19 protein-coding genes are annotated in these 24,380 nt (G+C 39.2%); 7 read left to right on the forward strand and 12 right to left on the reverse strand.

The window, feature by feature from the left end; genetic code table 11:
- Window positions 1–41: 41 nt before the first annotated feature.
- From rluF to ATS76_RS12155, 10 genes are all read right to left on the reverse strand, one after another.
- Complete coding sequence (gene rluF, locus ATS76_RS12110; protein ID WP_058552395.1) at window positions 42–1,007, reverse strand: 23S rRNA pseudouridine(2604) synthase RluF; 966 nt, start codon at window positions 1,005–1,007, stop codon at window positions 42–44.
- Window positions 1,008–1,071: 64 nt separating this feature from the next.
- Window positions 1,072–2,142 carry a DUF418 domain-containing protein gene (locus tag ATS76_RS12115; protein WP_058552396.1) on the reverse strand — a complete coding sequence of 357 codons (1,071 nt, stop codon included), beginning with the start codon at window positions 2,140–2,142 and terminating at the stop codon, window positions 1,072–1,074.
- Between the two features lie 30 nt (window positions 2,143–2,172).
- Window positions 2,173–3,387 (reverse strand): EAL and HDOD domain-containing protein, encoded by a 1,215-nt coding sequence (locus tag ATS76_RS12120; RefSeq protein WP_058552397.1) that lies wholly within the window; start codon window positions 3,385–3,387, stop codon window positions 2,173–2,175.
- Between the two features lie 92 nt (window positions 3,388–3,479).
- Entirely contained in the window at window positions 3,480–5,015 is a 1,536-nt protein-coding gene (locus ATS76_RS12125; RefSeq protein WP_058552341.1) for a glycogen synthase, read from the reverse strand.
- 71 nt (window positions 5,016–5,086) lie between these two features.
- Window positions 5,087–6,388 (reverse strand): glucose-1-phosphate adenylyltransferase, encoded by a 1,302-nt coding sequence (gene glgC, locus ATS76_RS12130; protein ID WP_058552342.1) that lies wholly within the window; start codon window positions 6,386–6,388, stop codon window positions 5,087–5,089.
- Window positions 6,389–6,406: 18 nt separating this feature from the next.
- The gene (locus tag ATS76_RS12135; RefSeq protein WP_058552343.1) at window positions 6,407–8,938 is read right to left on the reverse strand and encodes a glycogen/starch/alpha-glucan phosphorylase; all 2,532 of its coding nucleotides are present in this window, start codon (window positions 8,936–8,938) and stop codon (window positions 6,407–6,409) included.
- Complete coding sequence (glgX, locus tag ATS76_RS12140; RefSeq protein ID WP_058552344.1) at window positions 8,931–10,994, reverse strand: glycogen debranching protein GlgX; 2,064 nt, start codon at window positions 10,992–10,994, stop codon at window positions 8,931–8,933. The genes ATS76_RS12135 and glgX overlap by 8 nt, the downstream gene beginning before the upstream one ends.
- Entirely contained in the window at window positions 10,987–13,224 is a 2,238-nt protein-coding gene (gene glgB, locus ATS76_RS12145; RefSeq protein WP_058552345.1) for a 1,4-alpha-glucan branching protein GlgB, read from the reverse strand. The genes glgX and glgB overlap by 8 nt, the downstream gene beginning before the upstream one ends.
- Window positions 13,225–15,216, reverse strand: a complete 1,992-nt coding sequence (malQ, locus tag ATS76_RS12150) for a 4-alpha-glucanotransferase (protein WP_058552346.1) — start codon at window positions 15,214–15,216, stop codon at window positions 13,225–13,227.
- Window positions 15,217–15,225: 9 nt separating this feature from the next.
- The gene (locus tag ATS76_RS12155; protein WP_058552347.1) at window positions 15,226–15,528 is read right to left on the reverse strand and encodes an isoamylase early set domain-containing protein; all 303 of its coding nucleotides are present in this window, start codon (window positions 15,526–15,528) and stop codon (window positions 15,226–15,228) included.
- Between the two features lie 388 nt (window positions 15,529–15,916).
- Between ATS76_RS12155 and ATS76_RS12160 the strand changes: the two genes are divergently transcribed.
- Complete coding sequence (locus tag ATS76_RS12160; protein WP_058552348.1) at window positions 15,917–16,840, forward strand: hypothetical protein; 924 nt, start codon at window positions 15,917–15,919, stop codon at window positions 16,838–16,840.
- Window positions 16,841–16,865: 25 nt separating this feature from the next.
- Here the strand turns inward: ATS76_RS12160 and ATS76_RS12165 are convergent, their stop codons facing one another.
- Entirely contained in the window at window positions 16,866–17,294 is a 429-nt protein-coding gene (locus tag ATS76_RS12165) for an Lrp/AsnC family transcriptional regulator (RefSeq protein WP_058404217.1), read from the reverse strand.
- A 195-nt stretch (window positions 17,295–17,489) separates the two neighbouring features.
- Here ATS76_RS12165 and ATS76_RS12170 point away from each other — a divergent pair, with 195 nt between their 5' ends.
- Genes ATS76_RS12170 through ATS76_RS12185 form a run of 4 tightly spaced genes read left to right on the forward strand, consistent with a single transcriptional unit; the run spans window position 17,490 to window position 22,084 of the window.
- A complete protein-coding gene (locus tag ATS76_RS12170) occupies window positions 17,490–18,695 on the forward strand; it encodes an aspartate aminotransferase family protein (protein ID WP_058552349.1) in 1,206 nt (401 codons plus the stop codon).
- A 47-nt stretch (window positions 18,696–18,742) separates the two neighbouring features.
- Window positions 18,743–19,777, forward strand: coding sequence for an arginine N-succinyltransferase (gene astA / locus ATS76_RS12175; RefSeq protein WP_058552350.1), 1,035 nt, complete (start codon window positions 18,743–18,745; stop codon window positions 19,775–19,777).
- Between the two features lie 8 nt (window positions 19,778–19,785).
- A complete protein-coding gene (gene astD / locus ATS76_RS12180; protein WP_058552351.1) occupies window positions 19,786–21,252 on the forward strand; it encodes a succinylglutamate-semialdehyde dehydrogenase in 1,467 nt (488 codons plus the stop codon).
- Window positions 21,253–21,280: 28 nt separating this feature from the next.
- Entirely contained in the window at window positions 21,281–22,084 is an 804-nt protein-coding gene (locus ATS76_RS12185) for a DUF1338 domain-containing protein (protein WP_058552352.1), read from the forward strand.
- A gap of 76 nt (window positions 22,085–22,160) precedes the next feature.
- Here ATS76_RS12185 and ATS76_RS12190 read toward each other — a convergent pair whose 3' ends face one another.
- The gene (locus ATS76_RS12190) at window positions 22,161–23,441 is read right to left on the reverse strand and encodes a flavohemoglobin expression-modulating QEGLA motif protein (protein ID WP_058552353.1); all 1,281 of its coding nucleotides are present in this window, start codon (window positions 23,439–23,441) and stop codon (window positions 22,161–22,163) included.
- A 146-nt stretch (window positions 23,442–23,587) separates the two neighbouring features.
- Between ATS76_RS12190 and ATS76_RS12195 the strand changes: the two genes are divergently transcribed.
- Together ATS76_RS12195 and ATS76_RS12200 are read left to right on the forward strand one after the other, a co-directional pair.
- Complete coding sequence (locus ATS76_RS12195) at window positions 23,588–23,845, forward strand: DUF3081 domain-containing protein (protein ID WP_058552354.1); 258 nt, start codon at window positions 23,588–23,590, stop codon at window positions 23,843–23,845.
- Complete coding sequence (locus ATS76_RS12200; protein ID WP_058552355.1) at window positions 23,845–24,153, forward strand: hypothetical protein; 309 nt, start codon at window positions 23,845–23,847, stop codon at window positions 24,151–24,153. Before ATS76_RS12195 ends, ATS76_RS12200 begins: the two co-directional genes overlap by 1 nt.
- Window positions 24,154–24,380: the final 227 nt, after the last annotated feature.

Here is a 24,380-nt window from a genome sequence, read left to right on the forward strand (position 1 = left end):
TTTTTTTATAACTTAAACAAATATAATGGTAATTGTTTAGCTTATTTTTTTAAACTTAGCTTTGTTCGTGCGCCTGCTTTATTGCTAGATGCACTATTTGTTTTTACCGTTTTTGGTTTACCGACATAGGTTGTAGAGCGCTTTTGGTAAGGTGCTTTAGCGCGATTATTTTTTTGCTCGCCACCATGCTCTTTTTGTTTATTACGGCGCGGGTTTTCACCCTGAAAGTCACGCTTGGACGACACCCCAACGTTTTTATCCGCAACCTTATTAGTATCTAAAGAATGCTCTTGAGTTTTTCCTGAGTCCGCAATCGAGTCGTTAATTTGCGCCATTTCAACATCTGATAAATGACGCCACTGCCCTACTTTTAAGCCTTTTAACGTTACATTCATGATGCGAGTGCGCTTTAAAGTAACCACCTCGTAACCTAAATACTCGCACATTCTACGAATTTGGCGATTTAATCCCTGGGTTAAAATAATCTTAAATTCTTTAGGGGCTGTTTGTGTAACCTTACACTTTTTGGTAACAGTATCTAAAATAGGAATGCCGTTGGCCATTTTAGATACAAATTGGCGATTAAGTGGTTTGTCAACGGTGACTACGTATTCTTTTTCGTGGTTATTACCCGCACGTAAAATTTTGTTAACAATATCGCCTTCGTTGGTTAAAAAGATTAATCCTTCAGAGGGTCTATCTAATCGCCCAATTGGAAATATACGATCGGGATAATTAACCGCTTTAACAATATTGCTTTGTATTTTTCGCTCGGTTGTACACGTTATACCCACCGGTTTATTGTAAGCAATATAAACGCGTTTAGGTGGCGTTTTTAATGGTTTACCATCAACCAATACGACATCGGTTGCTGCAACCTTTACGCCCATTTCTGGCGAATTACCATTAACTGACACACGACCTTGCTCAATATATTTATCGGCTTCACGGCGTGAACAAAAACCTGTTTCACTAATAAATTTATTTAAACGTTTTAATTCGGTCATATCACTTAATGGTATTAGTTTTTTAGGGTCGCTAGTGTATACCCAAACCACCTAAAAATGCGAGTTATGCCGCCGATTTAATGTCGGTTAATTTACGCCAAAGCACTTCAAGCGGCCCTTGTTTAAAATAACAACTGTAAAATAACGTAAATAATAACTGCGCAGCAACTAAGCTCGCGGCAACTAACCAGTAATCTATTCTATTAAAGCTAAGTATCCACTCTGGAAATAACACTCTATAAATAAGCAATTGCATAACGGTTTGGCTTATATACAGTGTGAATGCCATCCGACCCGCCTGCTGTATTAGTTTGCCAAACTGTGGGCTATTGCCACAAAACTTAACGATTAAATGAATATAAAGCCCAGCCATAAACAGGGCGGCGAACATGTTAGAAATTTCTTGTAAACTAAAACCCAAGCCACCAGTAAGCGTTGATGTGTTTAATCTTATAGTACAAGAAATAAGTACACCTACTGTACATATCCGCAACTGCTGGCTTGATAAACCTTTGCTAAAAACTCTCTCTTTGTACGCGTAAATACCTATTAGCATAATGCCAACGCACATCCACATAGTCATTAGCGGTACTGTTATTAGCATAAGAATATTTATATAAAGATTTTCATTAAAATAATCACTGTAATGGGGGCTAAATAACTCGATAAACTTGGCAGAATCACGATAAGCCTGATCGTCAGGAATACTCAACAACACTAAAAATGTAACTACTGCTGAGAGAGCAGTAAACTCAAGCCCTCTTTGCAATAGCTTGGGGTTGTCGGTGTCTAAATATTTAATAATAAACCAGCCAGATACACCATAAACAAACAAAATATCACCAGCCCAAAGTAAAAAGCCGTGTATGAGGCCAAAAATTATTAGCCAATATAATCTGCTTTTTATTTGAACTGATGACTTATAGCGCTGCCATTGAATATATAAACCTGCGCCAAAAAGTAGACTAAACAGCGTTCTAAATCGGCCTTCTATAAACAGTATATTCAAATATTGAATGAGGGTGTCGCTTACAGGGGGGATGGTTAATGGCACATAACCAAATTCCATAAAACCAAAGGCATAGCCATTCATAAACACTAAGCCAAGCACGGCAATGCCGCGAATAAAGTCCATATTATAATTACGCATTAAAGCTATTTTCCGTTAAATATTATTTTTATAGCTGTCGGCCCAGTCAACCGACTTCTGGTAAAGCTCTGGTAGTATATCACTTTGTATATTTAAAAATATAACCGCTTGTTCGAGTGCCCACCAGCTGCCGGTTTCATATGCTTTAACAACTTTTAAAATGTAATACAGTGTGTTTTTTTCTTCAAGCAAGGCTGCTTTTATATCATCCTGAAAAGGTAATTTTTCAACTAGCAAGCTCATTGGTTGATCTAATATAGCATCAAGTAGCGAAAACAAGCCGGTTAAAAAAGCCTCTCCTGACTGATGCTTGGCCACTTTTTTAGCAATCAATTCACAAAAACGGGCACGCACCACGCACACTTGCATTAGCTCTGCAGGCTTTTTACCGGCAGTGTGAGCTGTCACGATTAAACTAACAAACTTTTTTAAACGCTCCTGTCCTAAATAAACAAGCGCTTGCTTTAACGACGCAATTTTACTTTGTATTGGAAACACACCGCTATTAATTAAACGCAATAATTTATAAGCTAGTGCTGCATCAAGTTCAAACAATTGTGCTATTGCCGTTAGGTCTGGATTAGGTTTCATTATCTCAGCGTAAATAGCCACGACTAACCCGTAGTTATAATCGATGTCGTTATGCTTCATCATGGTGGGTTTTGCAAAAAAATAACCTTGAAAGTAATCAAAGCCCATACCAGCAGCAACTTCATATTCTTCTTGTGTTTCTATTTTTTCGGCCAGCAACTTAATTTGTTTGTGATCTTTAAGCTTTTTTATAATAGGGTGAATATCGTCTAATGGGGTTATGGTTATATCAAATTTTATGAGTTTAACGAGCTTTAAAAAACGATCCCATTGCGGTTTATAAACAAAATCATCAAGGGCGAGATTAAAATTACTATGAAATAACTCTCGGCATAACTCGTAATTTGTATCGGTGGGCTCTATGCTCTCAAGCAGCTCTATTACAACGTCTTGGCATGGTAAAAAGGCACATAGGTCAAGCTCTAAAGATTCTGGCCCAATGTTGATAAGTGCTTTTTTACCTGAGGTGATATGGCGTGTACCCAAATTAAGCTGATTTTCCATAATAAGCCGCGCAGTTGCCTGTCCCTCGGCTATATCTGGAAAAAAGTTTTTAGGGCTGTCCCTAAAAAGCAGCTCATACGCAACTACTTTTTGACGCCGATTGAAAATTGCTTGCCTTGCAACAAATACAGACACTTTACCTACTTTATTTAAATCCATTAATACCAAGTTATTAATAGCGTAAATAATCTAAAATGTCACTTCGCTTAAGTTAAATCACATAAACTTTATCGGTATAAGGTTGAAATGTAATCACTTGCAACCTGCGACCACGAAAAGCGTACTGCTTTTGCATTAGATTTTATTCGCTGCCATTTTTTGGGATATTGTTTATAAAATGCTAGCGTTTCAGCTAAGCATACGTGCAAACTATGTGTTTGCTCAAGTAATGTTGCGCCGTTAAAACTAAACCCATTTTCGTTGTGTTTTACTGTATCTTTTAGTCCGCCAACACTATGGACCAAACAAGGTTGACCTGCACGCATTGCCAGCATTTGGCTAATTCCACACGGTTCAAAGGAACTAGGCATTAAAAATAAATCACCTAATTGATACATTAAGTCGCCTACTTTTTGTGCATAACCTTTTAAAAATAATAAGTTTTCGTTACGCGTCATAGCTTTTGTAAACACGGCTTCTAACGCTTTATCGCCAGAGCCTAATATAATTAAACGCCCACCGTACTCATTAATACTATTACATACTGCGTCTATAGCAAGTTCACCATTTAATGACTGGCACAATAGCAATACTTTTTGCTCTGTAAGTCTACCTACGCTAGTTACTAGTGGCCCATTATGTGGGGTTGCTTTAAACTGTTTCAATCGTTGGTGTGCAATGTAGTGACCGCTTTCAAGCTGTTCGCTGTTACTCATCCAACTAAACAAGCTTTTTTCAGCCTCGCTGTACAGCTCATTAATATCTGCCTTTATCACTTCAGGAGCAGGGTATTCACAGCCATTCAAAATGCCGACCACTTTACCCAGATTAGCTGCATTTTGAAGATCGTGCTCAAGCCCTTCACCACCAAAAAAGCCATCGTTGTAATTACTTGGCTTAAGTACTTCTTGGCTATAGGTAGGCGACACTAAATGAATTTTATCTGCTAAATTAATAGCGCTTCGCATTGGGTTAAAACAATTTGTGTACCTTGGATCACACAAGTGTTGGCCGTTATAACTTAGTGATGGAAACCAAGCCTCTAAGCTCGACTCATCGTGCTTAAAAGGTCTTATTCCTTGTAGTGCTAAATTGTGTACTGTGTAGGCTAAATGTATATCAATTAGAGGGCTGTAACGCGGTTCAAATTTTAAGAGAACAGCAACACATGCACTATGCCAATCATGCAAATGCAATGTATTAGGGCGTTTTAGTACCCCTTGCAATAATGCTTCGCAAACCGCGGCATTAAATAGCGCAAATTTTGTTGCATCGGTTGCAAATGGCCTGCCCGGTGCATCATTACAATAAACGCTACCCGATTCACTAAACATTGGGTGACTTATCACAATTTGGGTTATGTTATTTTTTGTTTGATCCACTTTAAACAAGGTTAATACATGAGATTGAGCATTAAAGGCTACCGTTACTTCACCTATGTAATGCCTATTTAATGGCTCAAATCCATAATCTGGGATCACCACATCTACCGATACGCCTTGCTTTGCAAGAGCCTTAGGTGCATCACGAACTACATCTGCTACACCCCCTACTTTAGCGCCAGGTAACGCATCGTTTTCTGCACCCACCATTAATACATGCATTAATTTACTGCTTCCTTTGTTTTAATAAGCTCGCCCGCTACAGGGCAAGCTTGTTTTTACCTAACTCTGTATTAAGCTAGTTTCTTATTTTCTTGTGTTTGACGTTCTAATTTTTTAGCAAGTTCACTAAGCATTTCTCGCGTAACAAGTACAATGCCTTTTTTTGATACCCTAAAGCCATTCTCTTCATCTGTTTTGCGATCAAAGCCTATTTCAAGCCCTGCTGGTATTTCACAACTTCTGTCTATTATTGCACGTTTAATTTTACAACCGCGGTTAATAATAGCACCCGGTAAAATAACCGATTGCTCAATTTCACAAAATGAACGCACATGCACGTTAGAAAACAACAAGGATTTTCTTACTGCCGAACCCGAAATAATACACCCACCAGACACGGTAGAATCAAGGGCCATTCCTCGTCTATCGTCATCATCAAATATAAATTTAGCTGGGGGTAATTGCTCTTGGTATGTCCAAATTGGCCACGCTGGGTCGTATAGGTCAAGTTGAGGCTCTGGCATAACAAGCTCCATGTTAGCCTCCCAAAATGAGTCAAGTGTTCCTACATCGCGCCAATAAGGCTGACCTTCCTGTTGAGGGTCTCTAAATGGAAATGCAAAAACGTTATGCTCTTCAATAATCGCAGGGATTATATCATGCCCAAAATCGCGACCTGAGCCTTCATTTTCTGCATCTTTCTTGAGTTGCTCAAATAAGAACTCAGTATTAAATATGTAGTTACCCATGGATGCTAAACATGTACCCGGCTTGCCTGGCACTGAGCTTGGCATAGCTGGCTTTTCATCAAAACGGCAAACACGGCTTTCTTCATCTACCGTCATCACGCCAAAAGTATCTGCAGCTTCTTCAACGGGTACTTCAATACAACACACGGTCATATCGGCCCCTTTTTGCACATGCTCAGCAAGCAATGCACCGTAATCCATTCGATAAACGTGGTCGCCTGATAAAATCATTACATATTTAGGTAATTCATGACGAATAATATCCATATTTTGAAAAACAGCATCGGCGGTACCGCAATACCATTCATCACCATGGCGTTGTGATGCAGGTAATATTTCAACCGATTCACCCAGTTCCTTTTTAAAGTGTCCCCAAGCTCGATTTACGTGGCGAATAAGTGAGTGAGATTTATATTGTGTTGCTATACCCACACGCCTAACACCCGAGTTAATACAGTTAGACAAAGGAAAATCAATAATTCTGTGTTTACCACCAAAGTATACGGCTGGCTTTGCACGCCAATCGGTTAATTCGTGCAGGCGAGAACCACGACCACCAGCAAGTATTAACGCATACGTTTCTCTAGTTAGGCTACTTATGTAGCGATTTGCATAATTAGGCATACTTTTCTCTCCATTTATCTAACTTTTAGTGGCTTTACTGGTAGCTGTCGTTGAGTCAGTGTCACTAGTATTGAGTGGGGTTAAATGCCAAATGTCGTCACTGTATTGGCTTATGGTCCTATCACTTGAAAATATGCCACTGGCAGCGGTATTTAAAATACTCATTTGCGTCCAATAAGCTTGATCAGCATAGGCTTTATCTACTTGCTTTTGTGCAGATACGTAGCTTTCGAAATCGTGTGCAACAAGCCATGGATCGTGTGGGCTCTTAATTGCATTAATTACATCGTCAAATAGGCAAGGTTCAAATAAATTAAAGTGTCCGCTTTCTAGCAAATGCATGACATTGGCTAAATCACTATTTTGCTCAATTAAATGTGCGGGATTATAACGCGATTTAATATCATCAATCTGATGCGCTTCAGCGCCAAATAAGAAGAAATTATCAGCACCAACAGCATCTCTAATTTCGATATTGGCACCATCTAACGTGCCAATAGTTAATGCACCATTCATCATGAACTTCATATTGCCTGTGCCTGAAGCTTCTTTACCGGCTGTTGAGACTTGCTCAGACAAATCAGTAGCGGGACAAATAACTTCCATGGCTGTCACATTGTAATTAGGTAAAAAAGCCACGCGTAAGTACGATGACGCTAGTGGGTCTTTATTGATCACATCTGCTACATTATTGATTAGCTTAATTATTTTTTTAGCCATGTAGTAACCCGGTGCAGCTTTACCACCGAGTAAAACACAACGAGGCACGAGCCCTTGCGTGTCGCCACGACGAATGCGGTCATACAAATGGATAACATGGAGGATATTTAGTAGCTGACGCTTGTACTCATGAATACGTTTAACTTGTACGTCAAACATCATAGACACATCAAACTCTACACCACAGCGCTCTTTAACTAAATCAACTAAACGTTGTTTGTTTATTACTTTGGCGTCTTGCCACTGTGTTTGAAATGATGTGTCATCATAAAAACGGCGTAACTGATTTATTTGAGCAAAGTCACGTACCCAATCGCTGCCTATTTTCTCACTAATCAATTCGCTCAATGTTGGGTTACAATGGGCAAGCCAACGCCTCGGTGTCACCCCATTGGTTTTGTTATTAAACTTATTTGGCCAAAGTGCATAAAACTCTTTAAATAAACCTGCTTTTAATAATTCTGTATGCAGTGCAGCAACACCATTAACTGAATAGCTACCCACAATGGCTAAATAAGCCATGCGAATTTGCGGTTCACCACCTTCTTCTATCAGTGATAGCTCTCGCTGTTTATCAACATCACCAGGCCAATGCTGTGCAACGTCTGCTAAAAAACGTGCGTTTATCTCAAATACTATTTCTAAAATGCGTGGTAACAATTTTGAAAATAATGAAACTGACCATTTCTCCAACGCTTCTGGCAATAATGTATGGTTTGTGTAGGCCATTGTTTTAGTTGTTATTTGCCATGCATCATCCCAGTCGAGCTCGTAATCATCAACTAAAACACGCATGAGTTCTGCAACTGCAATACTTGGGTGTGTATCGTTTAATTGAAAAACATGGTAATCAGCAAAGTCAGTAAAGCTTTCACCATGATCATTCACCCACTGATCAACAATATCTTGAATACTTGCTGATGATAAAAAGTATTGTTGGCGTAGTCGTAGCTCTTTACCATTTTCACTGCTGTCGTTAGGGTAAAGTACCATGGTAATTTGTTCTGCTAAGTTTTTTTGTGCAACCGCTTCTGAATAACTACCTGCATTAAATTCGGTTAGGTTAAATTCGTCGGTCGCTTCTGATTTCCATAAGCGTAGTGTATTTACAATATTATTTTTATAACCAGGAATGGGCACATCGTAAGGCACTGCTAACACGTCATGGCTACTAACCCACTGGCGGTGCTCTCGACCCTGCTTATCAGTATAACTATTTACATAACCACCAAACTTAATACGCTTAGAATGCTCGGGGGCACTCAGCTCCCAAGGATGCCCTTCGCGTAGCCAATTATCGGGTTGCTCTATTTGATTACCGTCACTCATTGATTGGTTAAACATTCCGTATTCATAACGAATACCATAACCAATAACGGGTAGAGCTAAACTTGCGCAGCTATCTAAAAAACATGCAGCTAAGCGCCCTAAGCCACCGTTACCAAGACCCGCGTCGTGCTCTGCATCTTCAATTGTTTCAATTTTAGTGCAGTACTCTTGCAATGCCGATGAAACTTGATCTTCTAAATCAAGATTTAATACCGCATTGCCCAGTGCGCGCCCCATTAAAAATTCAAGTGAAAGGTAACTCGTTTTTCTGCTTTTTTGCTGTTTTATTTTTTTATTAGTTTCTCGGCACCGCGCAACCAAACGATCGCGGATCGTTAATGCTAATGCATGGTATAAATAAAGCTGCGATTCGCCGACTTTATCTCGACCTAGGGTGTAATAAAAATGGCGTGTTAAATCATCTTTTAAGGTGCTTTCGTCAATCACAGGGCCTTCTTGCCATCCTTTTACAACACATACTTGTTCAACTTGCTTAGCCATTAGCTACGTCCTCTAAGTTAGCACTAAAAACCCAACTACTCTGTGCAGAAATTTCAACGGTTGCATCTTGGTGAGTTATTAAAGATGCATTATTTACACTCGATAAAGCCATTTGCCACGGTGCATTAATAGGTGATGCAGGTAGCTGGCAAAAAATAGTTTTTTTACTGGCATTAAATACAATAAGTAACGCATGCTTATTTTGCTTATCAAGTAAGCTGTACATTAAAAATTGACGAGAATTTTCATGCCAATGCGAATCTGTCATGGTTTTTCCTGTTTCGGTAAACCATTTAACGGTAAAACGCTCATCTATGTCTTCTAAAAATACACTATGTTTAAATGCGCTGTGCGCACGCCTAATTTTAAGTGCATCGTCTATAAATTGAGTTAATGAATGATTAAGTTGTGATTCTTTCCAAGCAAGCCAACTCGTACGATTATTTTGACAATACGCATTGTTATTGCCTCCTTGCGAGTGCCCTATTTCACTGCCAGCAGCAATCATAGGGACACCTTTAGAAAGAATTAATGTAAGCAAAAAGTTTTTTTGTTGTTGTAATCTTAATGCGGCTATTTTTTCATCATTGCTAAAGCCTTCTACCCCGCAATTAAATGAGTAATTAGCACTGTGGCCATCTCTGTTATTCTCACCATTTGCTTCGTTGTGTTTATGCTCATAACTCACTAAATCTGCAAGCGTAAATCCATCATGACTGGTTATAAAATTAATACTGTTTAATGGGCCACGTTGGCTGTGCTCAAATATATCAAACGAGCCATGCAAGCGTTTAGCTACACTGGCTATAATGCCTTCCTCACTTTTCCAAAAACGACGAATTACATCTCGGTATTGGTCATTCCACTCTCGCCAAGGGGGAGGAAAAGCCCCAAGTTGATAACCGCCCGGGCCAATATCCCATGGCTCACTAATTAACTTTACCTTGTTTAAAACAGGGTCTTGAGCAATGGTCTGCAAAAACGTATGCGCTGAACTAAACCCTGATTTAGAGCGACCGAGTATAGTAGCTAAATCAAACCTAAAGCCATCAACACCCATTACTTCGACCCAATATCGCAGGCTATCGAGTACTAACTGTAACGTTTTTGGGTGATCAATATTAATGGTATTGCCACACCCCGTATCGTTTATGTATACATTAGGTTGTGCTTCTGCTGTGCGGTAGTAAGCAAGGTTGTCTAACCCACGCAATGACAAAATAGGACCATCGTTGCCCGCTTCGGCTGTATGGTTATAAACAACATCTAAAATAACTTCGATATCTGCAGCATGAAGCTCCTTAACCATTTGTTTAAACTCGTTAATATCGTCGTTTACTAAATAGTCTTTATGAGGAGTAAAAAAGTTAAGCGTGTTATACCCCCAATAATTTTGTAGGCCTTTGCCTGTTAAAAATTGCTCGCTGATAAAAGCATGCACAGGGAGTAGCTCTATTGCTGTTACTCCAAAGCTTTTTAAATGTTCAATAAAAAACGGATGGCTCAATCCTAAAAACTTACCTTGCAACGCTTTAGGTATTTGAGGGTGACGACACGTAGTCCCTTTTACATGACACTCATAAATGACTGTTTGCGACCACCTGTGATTCGGTTTTTTATGTTCATACGAAACAAGTGATGACACTTTTGATTTTGGTATATCAATGGCATTATTAACCGTACTTTTGATGCCTATCGGCATTTGTCCATAATGGCGCTCACTCCATGTAAACTCACCAAATAAATCTTTTGCGTAAGGATCAATTAGAAGTTTGTGCTCATTAAATAGCATCCCTGTATTTGGATTGTATTCACCCTCTACCCTAAACCCATAAAGCGCCCCAGTATTAAGCGGTGCAATGTGAACACTCCATATACCGCCTTCGTTTATATTCATAGCCACTTTAAGTATTTCAGAGTGGCCACTTTTATCAAATAAACACACATACGCTTGTGTCGCTTTTGGCGCATACAATGAAAAATTAACACCATTTGCATGCAAGCTTGATCCGAGGGGCTCAACAAGGCCATGAGTGACTTCAAATTGATTACTCATCTTGTACCTTTTGCAAATAAATTGTGGTTAAGCCACCCATAGCAATCGTGATGCTTTGGTTAAAACCATGTTGAGGATTATCGTTAGTGACAACAGTATTTGATTGGTTTTGAGATACTTTAATACCCGAACCAAAAAAATCGCTTTCATCGGTGTTCATGATTACTTTATAAACGCCTTTGCTCGGAACGCCCAAGGTATATTCTTGATATGACATAGGCGTAAAGTTTGCAATCACCACGACAAAATCATGGGCATTTTTAGCATAACGTACAAAACTTAAAATGCTTTGCTCGTTATTATTGTTATCAATCCAATCAAAACCTGCGGCACTTGAATCAAGTTCATAAAGCGCGGGTTGATTTTTATAGACCTGATTTAACGTTTTTACTGTCTGCTTTATACCTTTATGACTTTCATGTTCTAGCAAATGCCAATCAATAGAATGATCATGCCCCCACTCAGCCCGTTGAGCTATTTCACCACCCATAAATAATAACTTTTTGCCTGGGTGTGCCCACATAAATGCATAATAAGCACGTAAATTTGCGAATTTTTGCCAATCATCGCCCGGCATTTTTTCAATTAGCGCGCCTTTACCATGAACAACTTCGTCATGGCTAAGCGGTAAAATAAAGTTTTCACTAAATGCATACACCATCGAAAACGTAATTTCATGATGGTGATGTTGCTTATAAAGTGGATCACGCTGCATATATAATAAGCTGTCGTTCATCCACCCCATATTCCATTTATAACCAAAACCTAAGCCATTATGCTCTACACTTTGTGTGACTCCCGGCCAAGCAGTCGACTCTTCTGCCACCATCATAATGCCAGGGTTGTTTTTATAACTGCGTAAATTAACTTGTTTGAGGCACTCAATGGCACCGAGGTTTTCGCGACCGCCATAACAATTAGGTATCCACTCTCCCTCTTTGCGGCTGTAATCTAAGTACAGCATTGACGCAACGGCATCTACTCTTAAACCATCTAAGCCAAATTGATGAAGCCAATACATTGCATTAGAAATTAAAAAGCTCTTAACTTCTGGGCGATCATAATTATAAATATACGTGTTCCAATCTGGATGAAAGCCTTGGCGCATGTCGGCATGTTCGTACAAGTGTGTACCATCAAATCGATGTAAACCATGGGGATCGCTTGGAAAATGCCCCGGAACCCAATCAAGTAAAATACCTAGATTGTATTTATGGCATTGCTCTACAAAATACTTAAAGCTGTTGTAATCACCAAAGCGACTGGTTGGCGCGAATAATCCGACTGGCTGGTATCCCCATGAACCGTCAAACGGATATTCACTTATGGGCATAAGCTGCAAGTGGGTAAAGTTCATTTCAAGCGCGTAGCTTACGAGTTTGTCGGCAAGCTCGATATAACTCAAATAACGATTATCTTCACTTCGCTGCCACGACGCTAAGTGCACTTCATAAATACTGATTGGTGCATCTATATGATTGCGCTTTTGCCTATTGCTGATTGCTTGTTCACTTAGGGTTATTGCCTCTGGTTTAAACTGCAGAACACTTGCGGTACCTGGTGCCTGTTGCATTTTAAAAGCATAAGGATCTGCTTTTTCTATTACCTCACCACTTTGCGCTGTGATAGAAAATTTGTAGCACATGTCTGCTTTGAGTCCGGGAATAAATAACTCCCAAACACCACTGGCAGGATGAAAACGCATGAAATGCCGGTTTGCTTGCCAAAAATTAAACTCGCCAATAATAGAAACACTGGCGGCATTAGGTGCCCACAAACAAAAACGAACGCCATCTACATCTTGCTGTTTAGTGAAATGTGCACCAAAGTGCAAGTATGCATGCTCTAAGCTGCCTTCGTTAAATAAGTACATGGCATCAGTATCAAGCTCACTTTTAAAACTATACTCATCAAAAAACGTACTCGAAGTGTCGCTATATTGGGCAGTACATAAATAAGGCGAGTCAGGTAACTGGCTTATATAGGCTATAAATAAGTCACTTTGCTTATATCGTTGTGTTTCGACTAATTTGTTATTTATTGTTAAAGAAGCGCTTTGTGCATCGGGTAAATATAAACGCACCTCTGCATTTGATTCATTTACTACATGTGCTCCTAAAAAGCTAAATGGGTCTTTAAATCGTCCCGTGCTAAGCGCATTAACTTGCGCATCGTAGTCAGCGTTTTGAGCTTTAGATAATGCCGAACTATTTGAAGCTGTACTGCTCATTTAACCTTTCCTTATTGAATCGATCGCAGCTAAAAGCGTGGCGTTGTTTGCAAAAATTTCTTCACATGTATGTGTTAATACACGTCGCCAATTTGGATACTCTTTATCTGTACCAGGAATATTTACCGGATATTGCTGCTCATCTAAATCATCTATTTGTAAAGCAAACAACCGAGAGTCTGAGCCAGCTAAGCACTGACTAAGTGCACCGTAAACCGACTTAGCATCGCTGTGTATGGTTAATTTAAGCCCAGCGGTAGCATTAATAAAACGCAGCAACCGTATTTGTTCATCAGCTCTTTGGTCGGTTAATTGCGTTGATTGCACGTTGTCAATTAATTGGTATTTTAGCTTTATAGCTATGTCATCGTGCTGCCACCAGCCTGTAAATGGAGGTACATCGTGGTTTGCAATCATTAATAAACACTGAGCGGGTAATTTGTGTACCGGTAAAAAGTCACCGTCGTTTTGCTTTTCAAAATAAAATAAACTGTTTGAAAAAATACCACTGCATGACAAAGCATGCTTTACCTCTGGTGGAACAATGCCTAAATCTTCGCCTATAACTATACTTTGATTAATATGCGACTCTATTTTCAAAATAGCCAGCAAATGTTCAAAGGGATAATAAATATAGCAACCATCTTGCTGGTCATTATTTTCAAAACACCACCATAAACGACGAATAGCCATAACATGGTCGATTCTTAACCCGCCTACATTCTGCATATTTTCACGAATTAATGAACGGTAAAACGAGTAGTTATCATGTGCTAAACTTTGCGGGTTTAAAGCCGGCAACCCCCAATTTTGACCACCTTCAGCCCAAGGGTCAGGTGGTGCGCCCACACTGGCATTATCAGCAAATAACGATCGCTGTGTTTTAAATTCAACACCGTCCCCGGCGCACCCAACAGCTAAATCATTAATCAAACCTATTTTCATCCCCCCCTGCACACAACGCGCTTGACATAAACCAAGTTGTAAATGCGCTTGCCACTGAAGGTAATAGTCGAAAAGAGGATTTTTTGATTCTAAAGTTTGTAACGTTGGCTGATGTTTGTCGCAAAAAGCATTAAATGCGTCACGGCGTGGTTTACTGGCTGTTAATTCAAAGTGGTTATAAAGTGCCTTAAACAATTTGTGTTTAACGCAACTAACATCCTCGTAATTAATAAACTGTTCACTGTTATTTAGAAGTAAAGTAGCCTCATTACTTTGCATAATTTTTGCTATTTCAGCGTTGTTTTTACTGTCTTCACATAAACCAATAGATATATATAAAGGGTTTAGTAAAGCGCGACTATTAGGGCTGTATGGGCTTGCACGCTCAGGCATGTCGCAAAACAACAAATGCAGAGGATTGAGCAAAATGTAATCCATATTATGCTCACTGCATAAATCTACAAGCGTAAGTAAGTCTGAAAAGTCTCCAATTCCTAACCTTTCATTGTTCTTAAGCGTATATAACTGAATCGACAAACCCGTTTTTTTTGTATCTTCAACCTGAAAAACACGCTCGGGTACAGACCAAATTTCGGTGGTTGAATGGTGTTCGCCTACATTAATACTCGCTTGGTAATACCCTGCAGGCATGACTGGTAAAGGAAGCGCAATTTCAATGTAACGGGCACCATTGAAGTGGTATTCACCTGTGACAGTTAAATTAGTAAGGTCAGTAAACTCACACTGTATACCCAGTTGTGCAACACTTACTGATGCAGTTTGGCCAAGTTGTCTGTCATCTATTTTAACTTTTAAATAACAGTCTGTTTGTTCAACTAAGCTTACATTTGGCAACAATTGCATCCAAGGCAGTATATCAAGCTTGTAATTTAATTGAGCTATTTTGTTATGATCGTGAGTATTGATTCCGCAGCATTGCAAGGCACGCTTACGGGTATCTTCACTAAAAAATATTTGCTCGCCTGTGTACTTGGTAAATTCATAACCAATGCCATGTAAGTAAAACAACTGCGAAAGTTCATTCATTTACAGGCCTTAATTGATACGTTGGGTATTTACAATACTATTTTCAGTGCCAAAACTGTTAGCCTCATAAGCGTCCGCTTTATGATCGTTATCCCAAAATTCGCCATTTATCAAATAACGAAAGTGGTACTGTTGATCCAGCGCAAGGCGTTGTTTGCATTTAAACACACCTTGTTTTTTATTAAGCTTCATTGGCACGGGTTGCCAACTATTAAATTCACCAATTAAACAGACTTCTTGTGCGTCCGGGTGAGCAAATTCAAAGGTGATTTCCGCTTCATCTTTTGTTTTAAAAAAACGTTTATGCAACATAGTAGGCTCCAACTAAACAGTAAAAGGTATTTAATTATTGCCACAGGGCCTGTTTTAAAGTTGGCGATGTGGGATTGTATTCATTCAAACTTTGAGCTTACCGTAGTAAAGCAAATTTTTGTTTACGCTTTATTACAGTGCAAGCAATCTTTTTATCGCACTTTATTAGTGCATAAAACATAAAAACATAGATATTAAGAATGACATACACAACATAGAGCAATTTTTAAACCAATTAGAGCAATTGTAGGCATTTAATATTTATCTCTAATACTCTGATAAATCAATTCAAGCCGACCAAATAACTTGTTTGATAAACTGCTTTAGTTACGTATTCACTTAAGTGATAATACACAGCAAGTTAACACTCTGAAATATCGTAAATTTCATGTTGAAAAAAAGCATTTTATTAACTATGACTGTTATTTTTATAGTTGCAATAGTGTCTACCCTTAGTTCAATTTATACCCTATACAGTAAAAAAGAAATCACATTCGATCCTAAGCTTAAAGAAATATCAGGCATTGAATTTGATAAGCGTAATCGCTTGTGGGCAATTAACGACGGTGGCGACGAACCTAAGCTTTACCGCTTAAATAAAGATGGGTCGATTGCGCAAGAAATTTTAGTCTCAAATGCTAAAAACATTGATTGGGAAGACATGACGCAAAATAAATTTGGTCATTTCTTTTTAGGTGATTTTGGTAACAATAAAAATGATAGACGTTGGCTAACTATTTATAAAATAGAGAATCCAATCGATATTAAAACCGACTCAACAGAGGCCGAAATAATAAAGTTTACCTACCCTGAAATGGATGGCAGCCCAATAAAACCAAGCAATCGTAATTTTGATCTTGAGGCGTTTGTAGCCCTGGGTCGCCACCTATATTTATTCACAAAAAATCGCACTGAGCCTTTTGATGGCATTACAAATTTATACAAAGTAGGCGACCACGCAGCTAACTTTAAAGCGCAATTAATTGGATCTTTTAAAACCTGTACAACAATGGAAAAACTGTGTTGGATCACGTCGGCAGCGTTAAGTCCAGATCGTAAAAAACTCGTGCTACTCGACTCTACCAGTATTTGGTTATTTGAAAACTTTGAAGATGATCAGTTTTTCTCTGGTGATGTATCTAAAATAGATTTAGGCATCATTACACAAAAAGAAGCCATCACCTTCTATGACGACAATACAATTGTATTCACAGATGAGGAGTTTAAGGGCATAGGGGGTAACGCCTACTTCATAAAGCTTGATACAGCCAAAAAAGTAATTGTTAAACGCGCTAACCCCATACTGAAATAAGCTATAAATTCATAAATGAAATACATTAACGCTTAAACTTGGTCTCTAAAATAACCGAAGAAGTTGTGCGTTCCACACCATCTAAATTACCAATATCATCGAGTAAATGGCTCAACTTTTCTAAATTCTGTGCTTGGACCACTGCAATTAAGTCAAACTCACCACTAATGGCGTAAAGCTGCGATATGGCATCAATTTGCTTTAGTTCAATATTCGTTTTTGTAGTCAGCTTTTGAATCACTTTAATTGATACATGTGCCGATACCATTTTACTTAAAAAAGCATCGCCGTAATCAACGCTATAGCCTTTAATCACACCCGTTTCTTCTAATTTAAGCATCCTACTTTGTACTGTCGATCGAGATAAATTAAGGAGCCTAGCTAAATCAGAAATACTCGCTCTGGCGTTTGTTTTAAGTATAGAAAGTAGCTTTTCATCTTGAGGTGTTATCATATTGGCAATTAATTTCGTTATTTTGATTTTTATTTTAGTCATTTTTCACAAAATAGCACTACAATTTTAACTTCCAACCTTCGATAATGACACTCAACATAAAATAATTATTAGTTTGCTGAGGCGTAATGGCTTAACTCCTCTTTACATTAGCAACTAACATTTCAATCTAGCCCATATAATTTAGGTGTAATAATGCAAGTAACAAGAGATTTATTTAACGACGTAATGGTACCGAACTACAATCCTTCAGCTGTTATTCCAGTACGCGGTGAAGGTTCTCGCGTGTGGGATCAAAATAACAACGAATATATTGATTTTGCTGGCGGTATCGCAGTTAATTGTTTAGGCCATTGCCACCCTGCTCTTGTTAATGCACTTAAAGAGCAAGGTGAAAAAATTTGGCACTTATCAAATGTAATGACTAATGAGCCTGCACTTCGCCTTGCAAAAAAAATGGTTGATGCGACGTTTGCCGAAAAAGTTTACTTTGCAAACTCGGGAGCAGAAGCGAACGAAGCAGCACTTAAATTAGCACGTCGCTTTGCACTTGATAAATTTGGCGCAGAAAAATCACAAATCATCGCATTTAACAAAGGTTTTCACGGCCGCACTTTCTTTACCGTGACGGTAGGTGGTCAAGCAGCCTATTCAGACGGCTTTGGTCCTAAACCGGGTGACATTTTCCATTGTGATTACAATGATCTAGCAGCATTTGAAGCACTTATTAGTGACAAAACATGTGCTGTAATGATGGAACCACTTCAAGGTGAAGGCGGTATTATTTCTCCAACAAACAATTTTGCCAAAAAAGTACGCGAGCTGTGTACTAAACATAACGCATTACTCATTTTTGACGAAGTACAAACAGGTGTTGGCCGAACTGGTGACTTATATGCGTACCAAGGTTTAGATGTTATTCCTGATATTTTAACAAGCGCTAAAGCATTAGGTGGCGGATTTCCTATCGGTGCAATGATCACAACAACAGACATTGCTGCTCATCTAAAAGTAGGGACGCATGGGTCAACTTATGGTGGTAACCCACTGGCGTGTGCAGTAGCAGAAGCTGCCTTTGATACTGTTAATACTGAAGATGTATTAAATGGCGTAAAGGAACGTGAGCAACTATTTCGCGAAGGCTTAACTGCAATAAACGAAAAATACAATGTGTTTAGCGAAGTGCGTGGTAAAGGTTTATTAATTGGTGCTGTATTAAACGAGCAATTTGCAGGACGTGCACGCGACTTTTTAGTGGCGAGTGCTAACAATGGTTTAATGAACTTAGTAGCAGGTATGGATGTGATTCGTTTTACACCTTCTCTAGTGATCCCATTTGAAGATATTAAAGAAGGCTTAGCACGTTTCGATAAAGCAATTAACGATGTTATAAACGGTTAATAAAGTTAAATTAGCACGGCTTGCCGTGCTACTGGAGCATGCACTAAATGCAAGTATTACGTCCTATTACAGCCAACGATTTCGATGCGCTTAAACAAATTGCTATCGAATCTGGCCATGGGTTTACTTCTTTACCTGTTGATGACGAACAGTTAAAAGACAAAATTAGCCGCGCTGAAAAAAGCTTTGCTAAAAATATCAATAAGCCGATAGATGAAAGCTATTTATTTGTCTTAGAGGACAGTAAAACCGGTCAAGTGATTGGTACAACGGCAATTGAAGCGGCGGTCGGCTTAACAGTGCCCTTGTATCATTATCATTTGGGTAAAACGGTTCATCACTCCCCTACGCTCAATGTTTACAACACGGTAGATATTTTGAGCATGTGTAATGATTACACCGGTTGCTCTGAAATATGTACGTTGTTTTTACGGGAAAACAATCGCAAAGGTTTAACCGGCCGCTTTTTATCACGCTCACGCTTTTTATTTATGGCCCAGCACAGCGAACGTTTCGCCGATACCGTCATTGCTGAAATGCGCGGTGTGAGTGACGAACACGGCCACTCACCATTTTGGCAATGGTTACAAGAACACTTTTTCAGCATTGAATTTCCACAAGCCGATCATTTAGTCGGCCTTGGCGATAAAGTGTTTATTAGTGAACTCATGCCTAAGTATCCTATTTACGTAAACTTATTAAGTAAAAAAGCTCAAGCAGTCATAGGCCATGTGCATGAAAAAACCAAGCCAGCCTTAAAACTTTTAGAAAAAGAAGGGTTTGAACACAGAGGTTACGTTGACCTTTTTGATGCAGGCCCAACTGTAGAAGCAAAGCTAGGTAATATTAGAAGTGTAAGAGAGTCGCAAGTTTGCCCAATTACTATTGGCGAGCTTGAGCACATTAGTGAAAAAAGCTCAGATACACTTGCTGTATGCAATCAAGGAGTGAGTGGTTTTAGAGCTACATTTACTCAGCATGCACATTACAACCATGCCAAACATACATTGGTGATCAGCCAAGACGTTGCTGACGCCCTCAATTTAAGTCAAGGAGATGCAGCCCGATTCTTTCGACTGTAAATACACTTATGAACACACAACTAATTAATAACCAGTGGCACAGCGGCCAAGGGCCAGCATTTACATCTGTGAACCCAAGTAACGGAGAAACTGTTTGGCAAGGCAATGGCGCGAATGCAGATCAAGTAAATAGTGCTATTAAAGCAGCAAGAACTGCACAATTATCATGGGCCGATACACCGCTGGAAGCGCGAATTGCCCTACTAGAAAACTTCGTACAGCAGTTAAAAGAAAACAGCGAAGAATTTGCCACTATTATAGCCCGAGAAACAGGAAAGCCACTTTGGGAAACGCGCACAGAAGTGGGCGCAATGACGGGTAAAGTGGCTATTTCAATTAAAGCCTACAATGAGCGCACAGGCACAACCGAAAACCCAATGCCAGGTGCAAAAGCGTTTATACGCCATAAGCCACACGGTGTTGTTGCTATTTTTGGCCCGTATAACTTTCCGGGGCATTTACCCAATGGCCATATAGTCCCAGCTATTTTAGCGGGTAACACCGTAGTCTTTAAGCCTTCTGAATTAACACCACATGTGGCTGAGTTTACATTATCACTTTGGTTAAAAGCAGGTTTACCAGCAGGTGTTATAAACCTTGTTCAAGGTGAAATAGAAACCGGTAAAGCTCTTGCTTCTCATCAAGACATTGATGGGCTATTTTTTACCGGCAGCTCTAATACCGGACATTTATTACATAAACAATTTGCTGGCCATCCGGGTAAAATTTTGGCACTTGAAATGGGCGGTAATAACCCATTAATAGTTAAAAATGTAGCCGATGTAAGCGCTGCCGTACACGATATTATCCAGTCTGGTTTTATCACTTCAGGTCAGCGCTGTACCTGTGCACGCCGTGTGTTTATAGAAAATTCAGCCAATGGCGATGCCATTTTAGAAAAACTTATTAGCGCGACTAAAAATATTGTGGTTGACGATAGCTTTGCAACAGAGCAACCATTTATGGGCGCAATGATAAGTGAAAAAGCAGCCCTTGGTATGGTTGCTGCGCATAATGAACTTATTAAAAAAGGTGCTACCTCTTTAGTTGAATTGAAACATTTAAAGGGTGGAACAGGCTTTGTTAGCCCAGGTATTATTGATGTAACACACATTACAGATATGCCGGATGAGGAACATTTTGGCCCTTTAATTAAGGTATACCGATATACTGAATTTAATAACGCTATTGCCGAAGCTAACAACACCAGCTTTGGATTATCAGCCGGGTTACTAGCTGACAACGAAGATGATTACGCACACTTTTTAAAACGCATTCGTGCAGGTATTGTTAACTGGAACCGCCCTATTACTGGCGCTTCTAGTGCCGCACCATTTGGCGGTATTGGTGCCAGTGGTAACCACAGAGCAAGTGCGTATTACGCAGCCGATTACTGTGCATACCCTGTAGCTTCTGTTGAATCAGATAAAGTGAACCTACCGCAAACCCTCGCACCGGGCTTAATAATAGAATAAATAAAGTAACCAAATTTAAGGATTGACCATGCATACAGATGTAAACACATTATTTGAAAATCTTTGGCAAAATTATGTTGAAGTAACTCCGTCGGCTGACAAAATTCATTCACTGTTAGGCTCAACACAGCAAGACGATATTATTAACGACCACATCGCACTTCGTACATTCAATATTGAAAAAGTAAACCTTGAAAAGTTAGCTGCGCACTTTTTGGCAATAGGTTACAAAGAGTGTGGTGAATACCATTTTGAAGCAAAAAAACTGTACGCTAAACACTACGAACATACTGATCCATCGCAACCTAAAGTATTTATCTCTGAACTTTTAGTAGAAAAGTGCTCACCAGCACTTCAAGCAATCGTTACTGACATGGTTGAGCAAATAGATGAGAGCGCCGTTACAGCTGATAATTTTCTATATTCAGGTACGCATTGGCAAGTGTCTACAGATACTTACAAACAACTACTTGCTGAGAGTGAATACGCTGCATGGATGTCAGCTTGGGGATACCGAGCTAACCATTTCACTGTAAACATTAATACGCTTGCTAAGTTTGATAACATTCACGATGTTAACCAAGCACTTAAGGATGCCGGCTTTACGCTTAATACATCAGGCGGTGAAGTAAAAGGCTCGCCAGAGGTGCTACTAGAGCAATCATCAACTCTGGCTGATGAATACGCTGTCAGTTTTAGCGACGACGACATGCGCATTCCTAGCTGTTTTTATGAGTTTGCAATACGTTACCCTAAAGCTGATGGTGAACTTTACACAGGCTTTGTTGCAGCGTCTGCAGATAAAATATTTGAAAGCACCAACGCACGATAATTTGATGAAAACAAAAAAAGCCCTTACGGGCTTTTTTTATGCTCACTAACTTAAGCATGCAGATAAAATACCTACATCATAAAAACAAGGGTTTATAGTCGTTTTCTAGTTGCTCAAACGATAAGTCACCTATAAAGCGGCCAAAACTAAGCCATGTTGCTAGCCCGCGTAAATCTTTAAAATGCGGGGGAACAAACTTAGGGCTTTCAATCACACCTAAATCATGAAGCTGAGAAATTAACCTAAAATCATCAATAGACAACTTACCGACTAATAACAGCGGTAACTGATCGATGCGCCCTAACTGAATTGCCACGCGTATTAAGTTATACACTAAAACAAAGCCTTTTATGTAGGCAATGTCTTTAGTAAACGGTAACCCTGTTGATGTGCTGCCTCTAAATACACGCTGAGCCAACGTATAACTATCGTCTTTAGATACTCCTTGAGCTACGTAATCTCGGTATATATCAACAAATTCAGCACCATCAATCACTTTGGTGACCGCTTGAATTCGATTAACCAGTTTCGATAAGCGCCTAGGGGTAGATTTTAGGGTAATAATTTCAGTTAATACGGCTAACCCCTCTTGTGTCACTGTTGAGCTTGGTGTGCCCTTACTCAAACACGTTAAATAAGGTTGGGCTAAACCATTTTGAGTCGTGCCCACATGAATCCACCCTTCATGTACTTCTAATATATCTAATTCACGTTGTGAGAATTTCACATCTTGGTTTAGCTTTATATTATTAGCACCTGCTGCTGCGTCGCTTACAATCCCATCGCTCAACATAACCTCTACATTTATGCCTGGCATACTGGCATTAACTTGCTCAGATAAAATTCGCACCGCGTCGCTAGCAACTATATTTTTAGGATCATCGGGTAAAATGTCAGCCATTAATAAATTTTGCAGTGGTTGCTCTAACATATTCGCAAGCTCAGAGAGTGAAGGCTCACCCGCATGAAATAAATCTTTAGGATGACCAAAAAGCTCGACTGATAAATCGTGAAATTCTGGTGTACCTCGATACTCCAACATACTTAATACCGTTTTATATTCGCCACACATTTTGCCCATATATTGAGAAATAGGGTTTAACTGACCTAACTGGTTAATAATGTTTCGGTGTAATGTTGAAAAGGCCTGGCGTAACTCACTAGGCATAAAGCCTAAATCGCGCTGTTGGTAGTATGCACGATCTATAAGGGGGTTTTTTTGACACTTTTGCCTAAAAAATTCCTCTTTGATCTGTTTATCCCAATTTATTGCATCAAGAATTCGAATAGGTGTTTGAAGTGCAATTAGTTGATCTGATAACTCACGAGTTTTAAGCAATAACGCCTTGTCTATCATGGTGAAAGCTCAATAAAAAATGAACCATGAGCATAATTTATAAACAGTAAATCGCAAAGCATTATCAATCAATTTTATCTGTTGTTTTTATGCTGATCGACCCTCATAACAAATACGTATTGAATCTTAAATTAAAGGTGCAAAATATGAAAAATGAACTCGACAACAAACAAATACTTGCCGTATATGAGCGAATTCAAAAGCGCGGAGAGATAAACGACGAAGGCAAGCATTATCAGGGCGTTACAGCGTTTTCAGATATTGATGGTTACACAATTTATTTACAAGGTAGTGGCGTGCTTTTACGCTTTGGGTTTCATAATACCTATCATCTTGATTACGAACACGATAAACATAAAGATGATTTCTTAAAAAAATTAAACAACATTGCTAACGAAGACTAATGTATCCACGAAAAGTAAGAAAGCGCAGCGACAGCAAGCTCAACACAGCTTTTATAAACCAAGTAATAGCTGCGCTTAAGTCAGATCCATCAAAACTTACTATCATTCAAAAAAACCTCGAACAGTACAGATGCCAACGCCATTTAAAACGCGGGTTTTTACTTGCTATAGAGCGCTTTGATTGGGTTTTTGAGGCAAGCGATGATGTTAATTTTATCTGTGACCAAATATTAGCTGACGACTATATAGGAAATCGCCTGAGACGTTATCCTCTTTTATTCAAAGGTGTTGTTAGCGAACAACAATAGCAACCTTGTTTATACAAAAAGAAATTTATTTGCAATTCATGTAACTAATACTAAGCGGTTTTATGTATTGGGTTTGAAATTAGCGTGGTTAGTAATACTTAGCCAGAGCTAACTATCCTGTCGTGTCCTATCTAGAAACATAAGCAACACTTACCTTGAGCAGCTGCTTGCCTAAGTTGTTAGTGCACTAAGTAATTGTTGAGTTTGTGCTCACTTGCTGTAAAAAA

It is taken from the genome of Pseudoalteromonas sp. 10-33 (assembly GCF_001469195.1).
In the GTDB taxonomy this organism is placed as follows: Bacteria; Pseudomonadota; Gammaproteobacteria; order Enterobacterales; family Alteromonadaceae; genus Pseudoalteromonas.

Coding starts and splice junctions, on each gene's coding strand:
- glgX (WP_058552344.1), bottom strand. CDS start 10,994: ATGAGTAATCAATTTGAAGTCACTCATGGCCTTGTTGAGCCCCTCGGA.
- ATS76_RS12190 (WP_058552353.1), bottom strand. CDS start 23,441: ATGATAGACAAGGCGTTATTGCTTAAAACTCGTGAGTTATCAGATCAA.
- astD (WP_058552351.1), top strand. CDS start 19,786: ATGAACACACAACTAATTAATAACCAGTGGCACAGCGGCCAAGGGCCA.
- ATS76_RS12170 (WP_058552349.1), top strand. CDS start 17,490: ATGCAAGTAACAAGAGATTTATTTAACGACGTAATGGTACCGAACTAC.
- astA (WP_058552350.1), top strand. CDS start 18,743: ATGCAAGTATTACGTCCTATTACAGCCAACGATTTCGATGCGCTTAAA.
- ATS76_RS12115 (WP_058552396.1), bottom strand. CDS start 2,142: ATGGACTTTATTCGCGGCATTGCCGTGCTTGGCTTAGTGTTTATGAAT.
- ATS76_RS12165 (WP_058404217.1), bottom strand. CDS start 17,294: ATGATAACACCTCAAGATGAAAAGCTACTTTCTATACTTAAAACAAAC.
- ATS76_RS12155 (WP_058552347.1), bottom strand. CDS start 15,528: ATGTTGCATAAACGTTTTTTTAAAACAAAAGATGAAGCGGAAATCACC.
- ATS76_RS12125 (WP_058552341.1), bottom strand. CDS start 5,015: ATGCATGTATTAATGGTGGGTGCAGAAAACGATGCGTTACCTGGCGCT.
- glgB (WP_058552345.1), bottom strand. CDS start 13,224: ATGAGCAGTACAGCTTCAAATAGTTCGGCATTATCTAAAGCTCAAAAC.
- ATS76_RS12200 (WP_058552355.1), top strand. CDS start 23,845: ATGTATCCACGAAAAGTAAGAAAGCGCAGCGACAGCAAGCTCAACACA.
- rluF (WP_058552395.1), bottom strand. CDS start 1,007: ATGACCGAATTAAAACGTTTAAATAAATTTATTAGTGAAACAGGTTTT.
- glgC (WP_058552342.1), bottom strand. CDS start 6,388: ATGCCTAATTATGCAAATCGCTACATAAGTAGCCTAACTAGAGAAACG.
- ATS76_RS12135 (WP_058552343.1), bottom strand. CDS start 8,938: ATGGCTAAGCAAGTTGAACAAGTATGTGTTGTAAAAGGATGGCAAGAA.
- ATS76_RS12195 (WP_058552354.1), top strand. CDS start 23,588: ATGAAAAATGAACTCGACAACAAACAAATACTTGCCGTATATGAGCGA.
- ATS76_RS12185 (WP_058552352.1), top strand. CDS start 21,281: ATGCATACAGATGTAAACACATTATTTGAAAATCTTTGGCAAAATTAT.
- malQ (WP_058552346.1), bottom strand. CDS start 15,216: ATGAATGAACTTTCGCAGTTGTTTTACTTACATGGCATTGGTTATGAA.
- ATS76_RS12160 (WP_058552348.1), top strand. CDS start 15,917: ATGTTGAAAAAAAGCATTTTATTAACTATGACTGTTATTTTTATAGTT.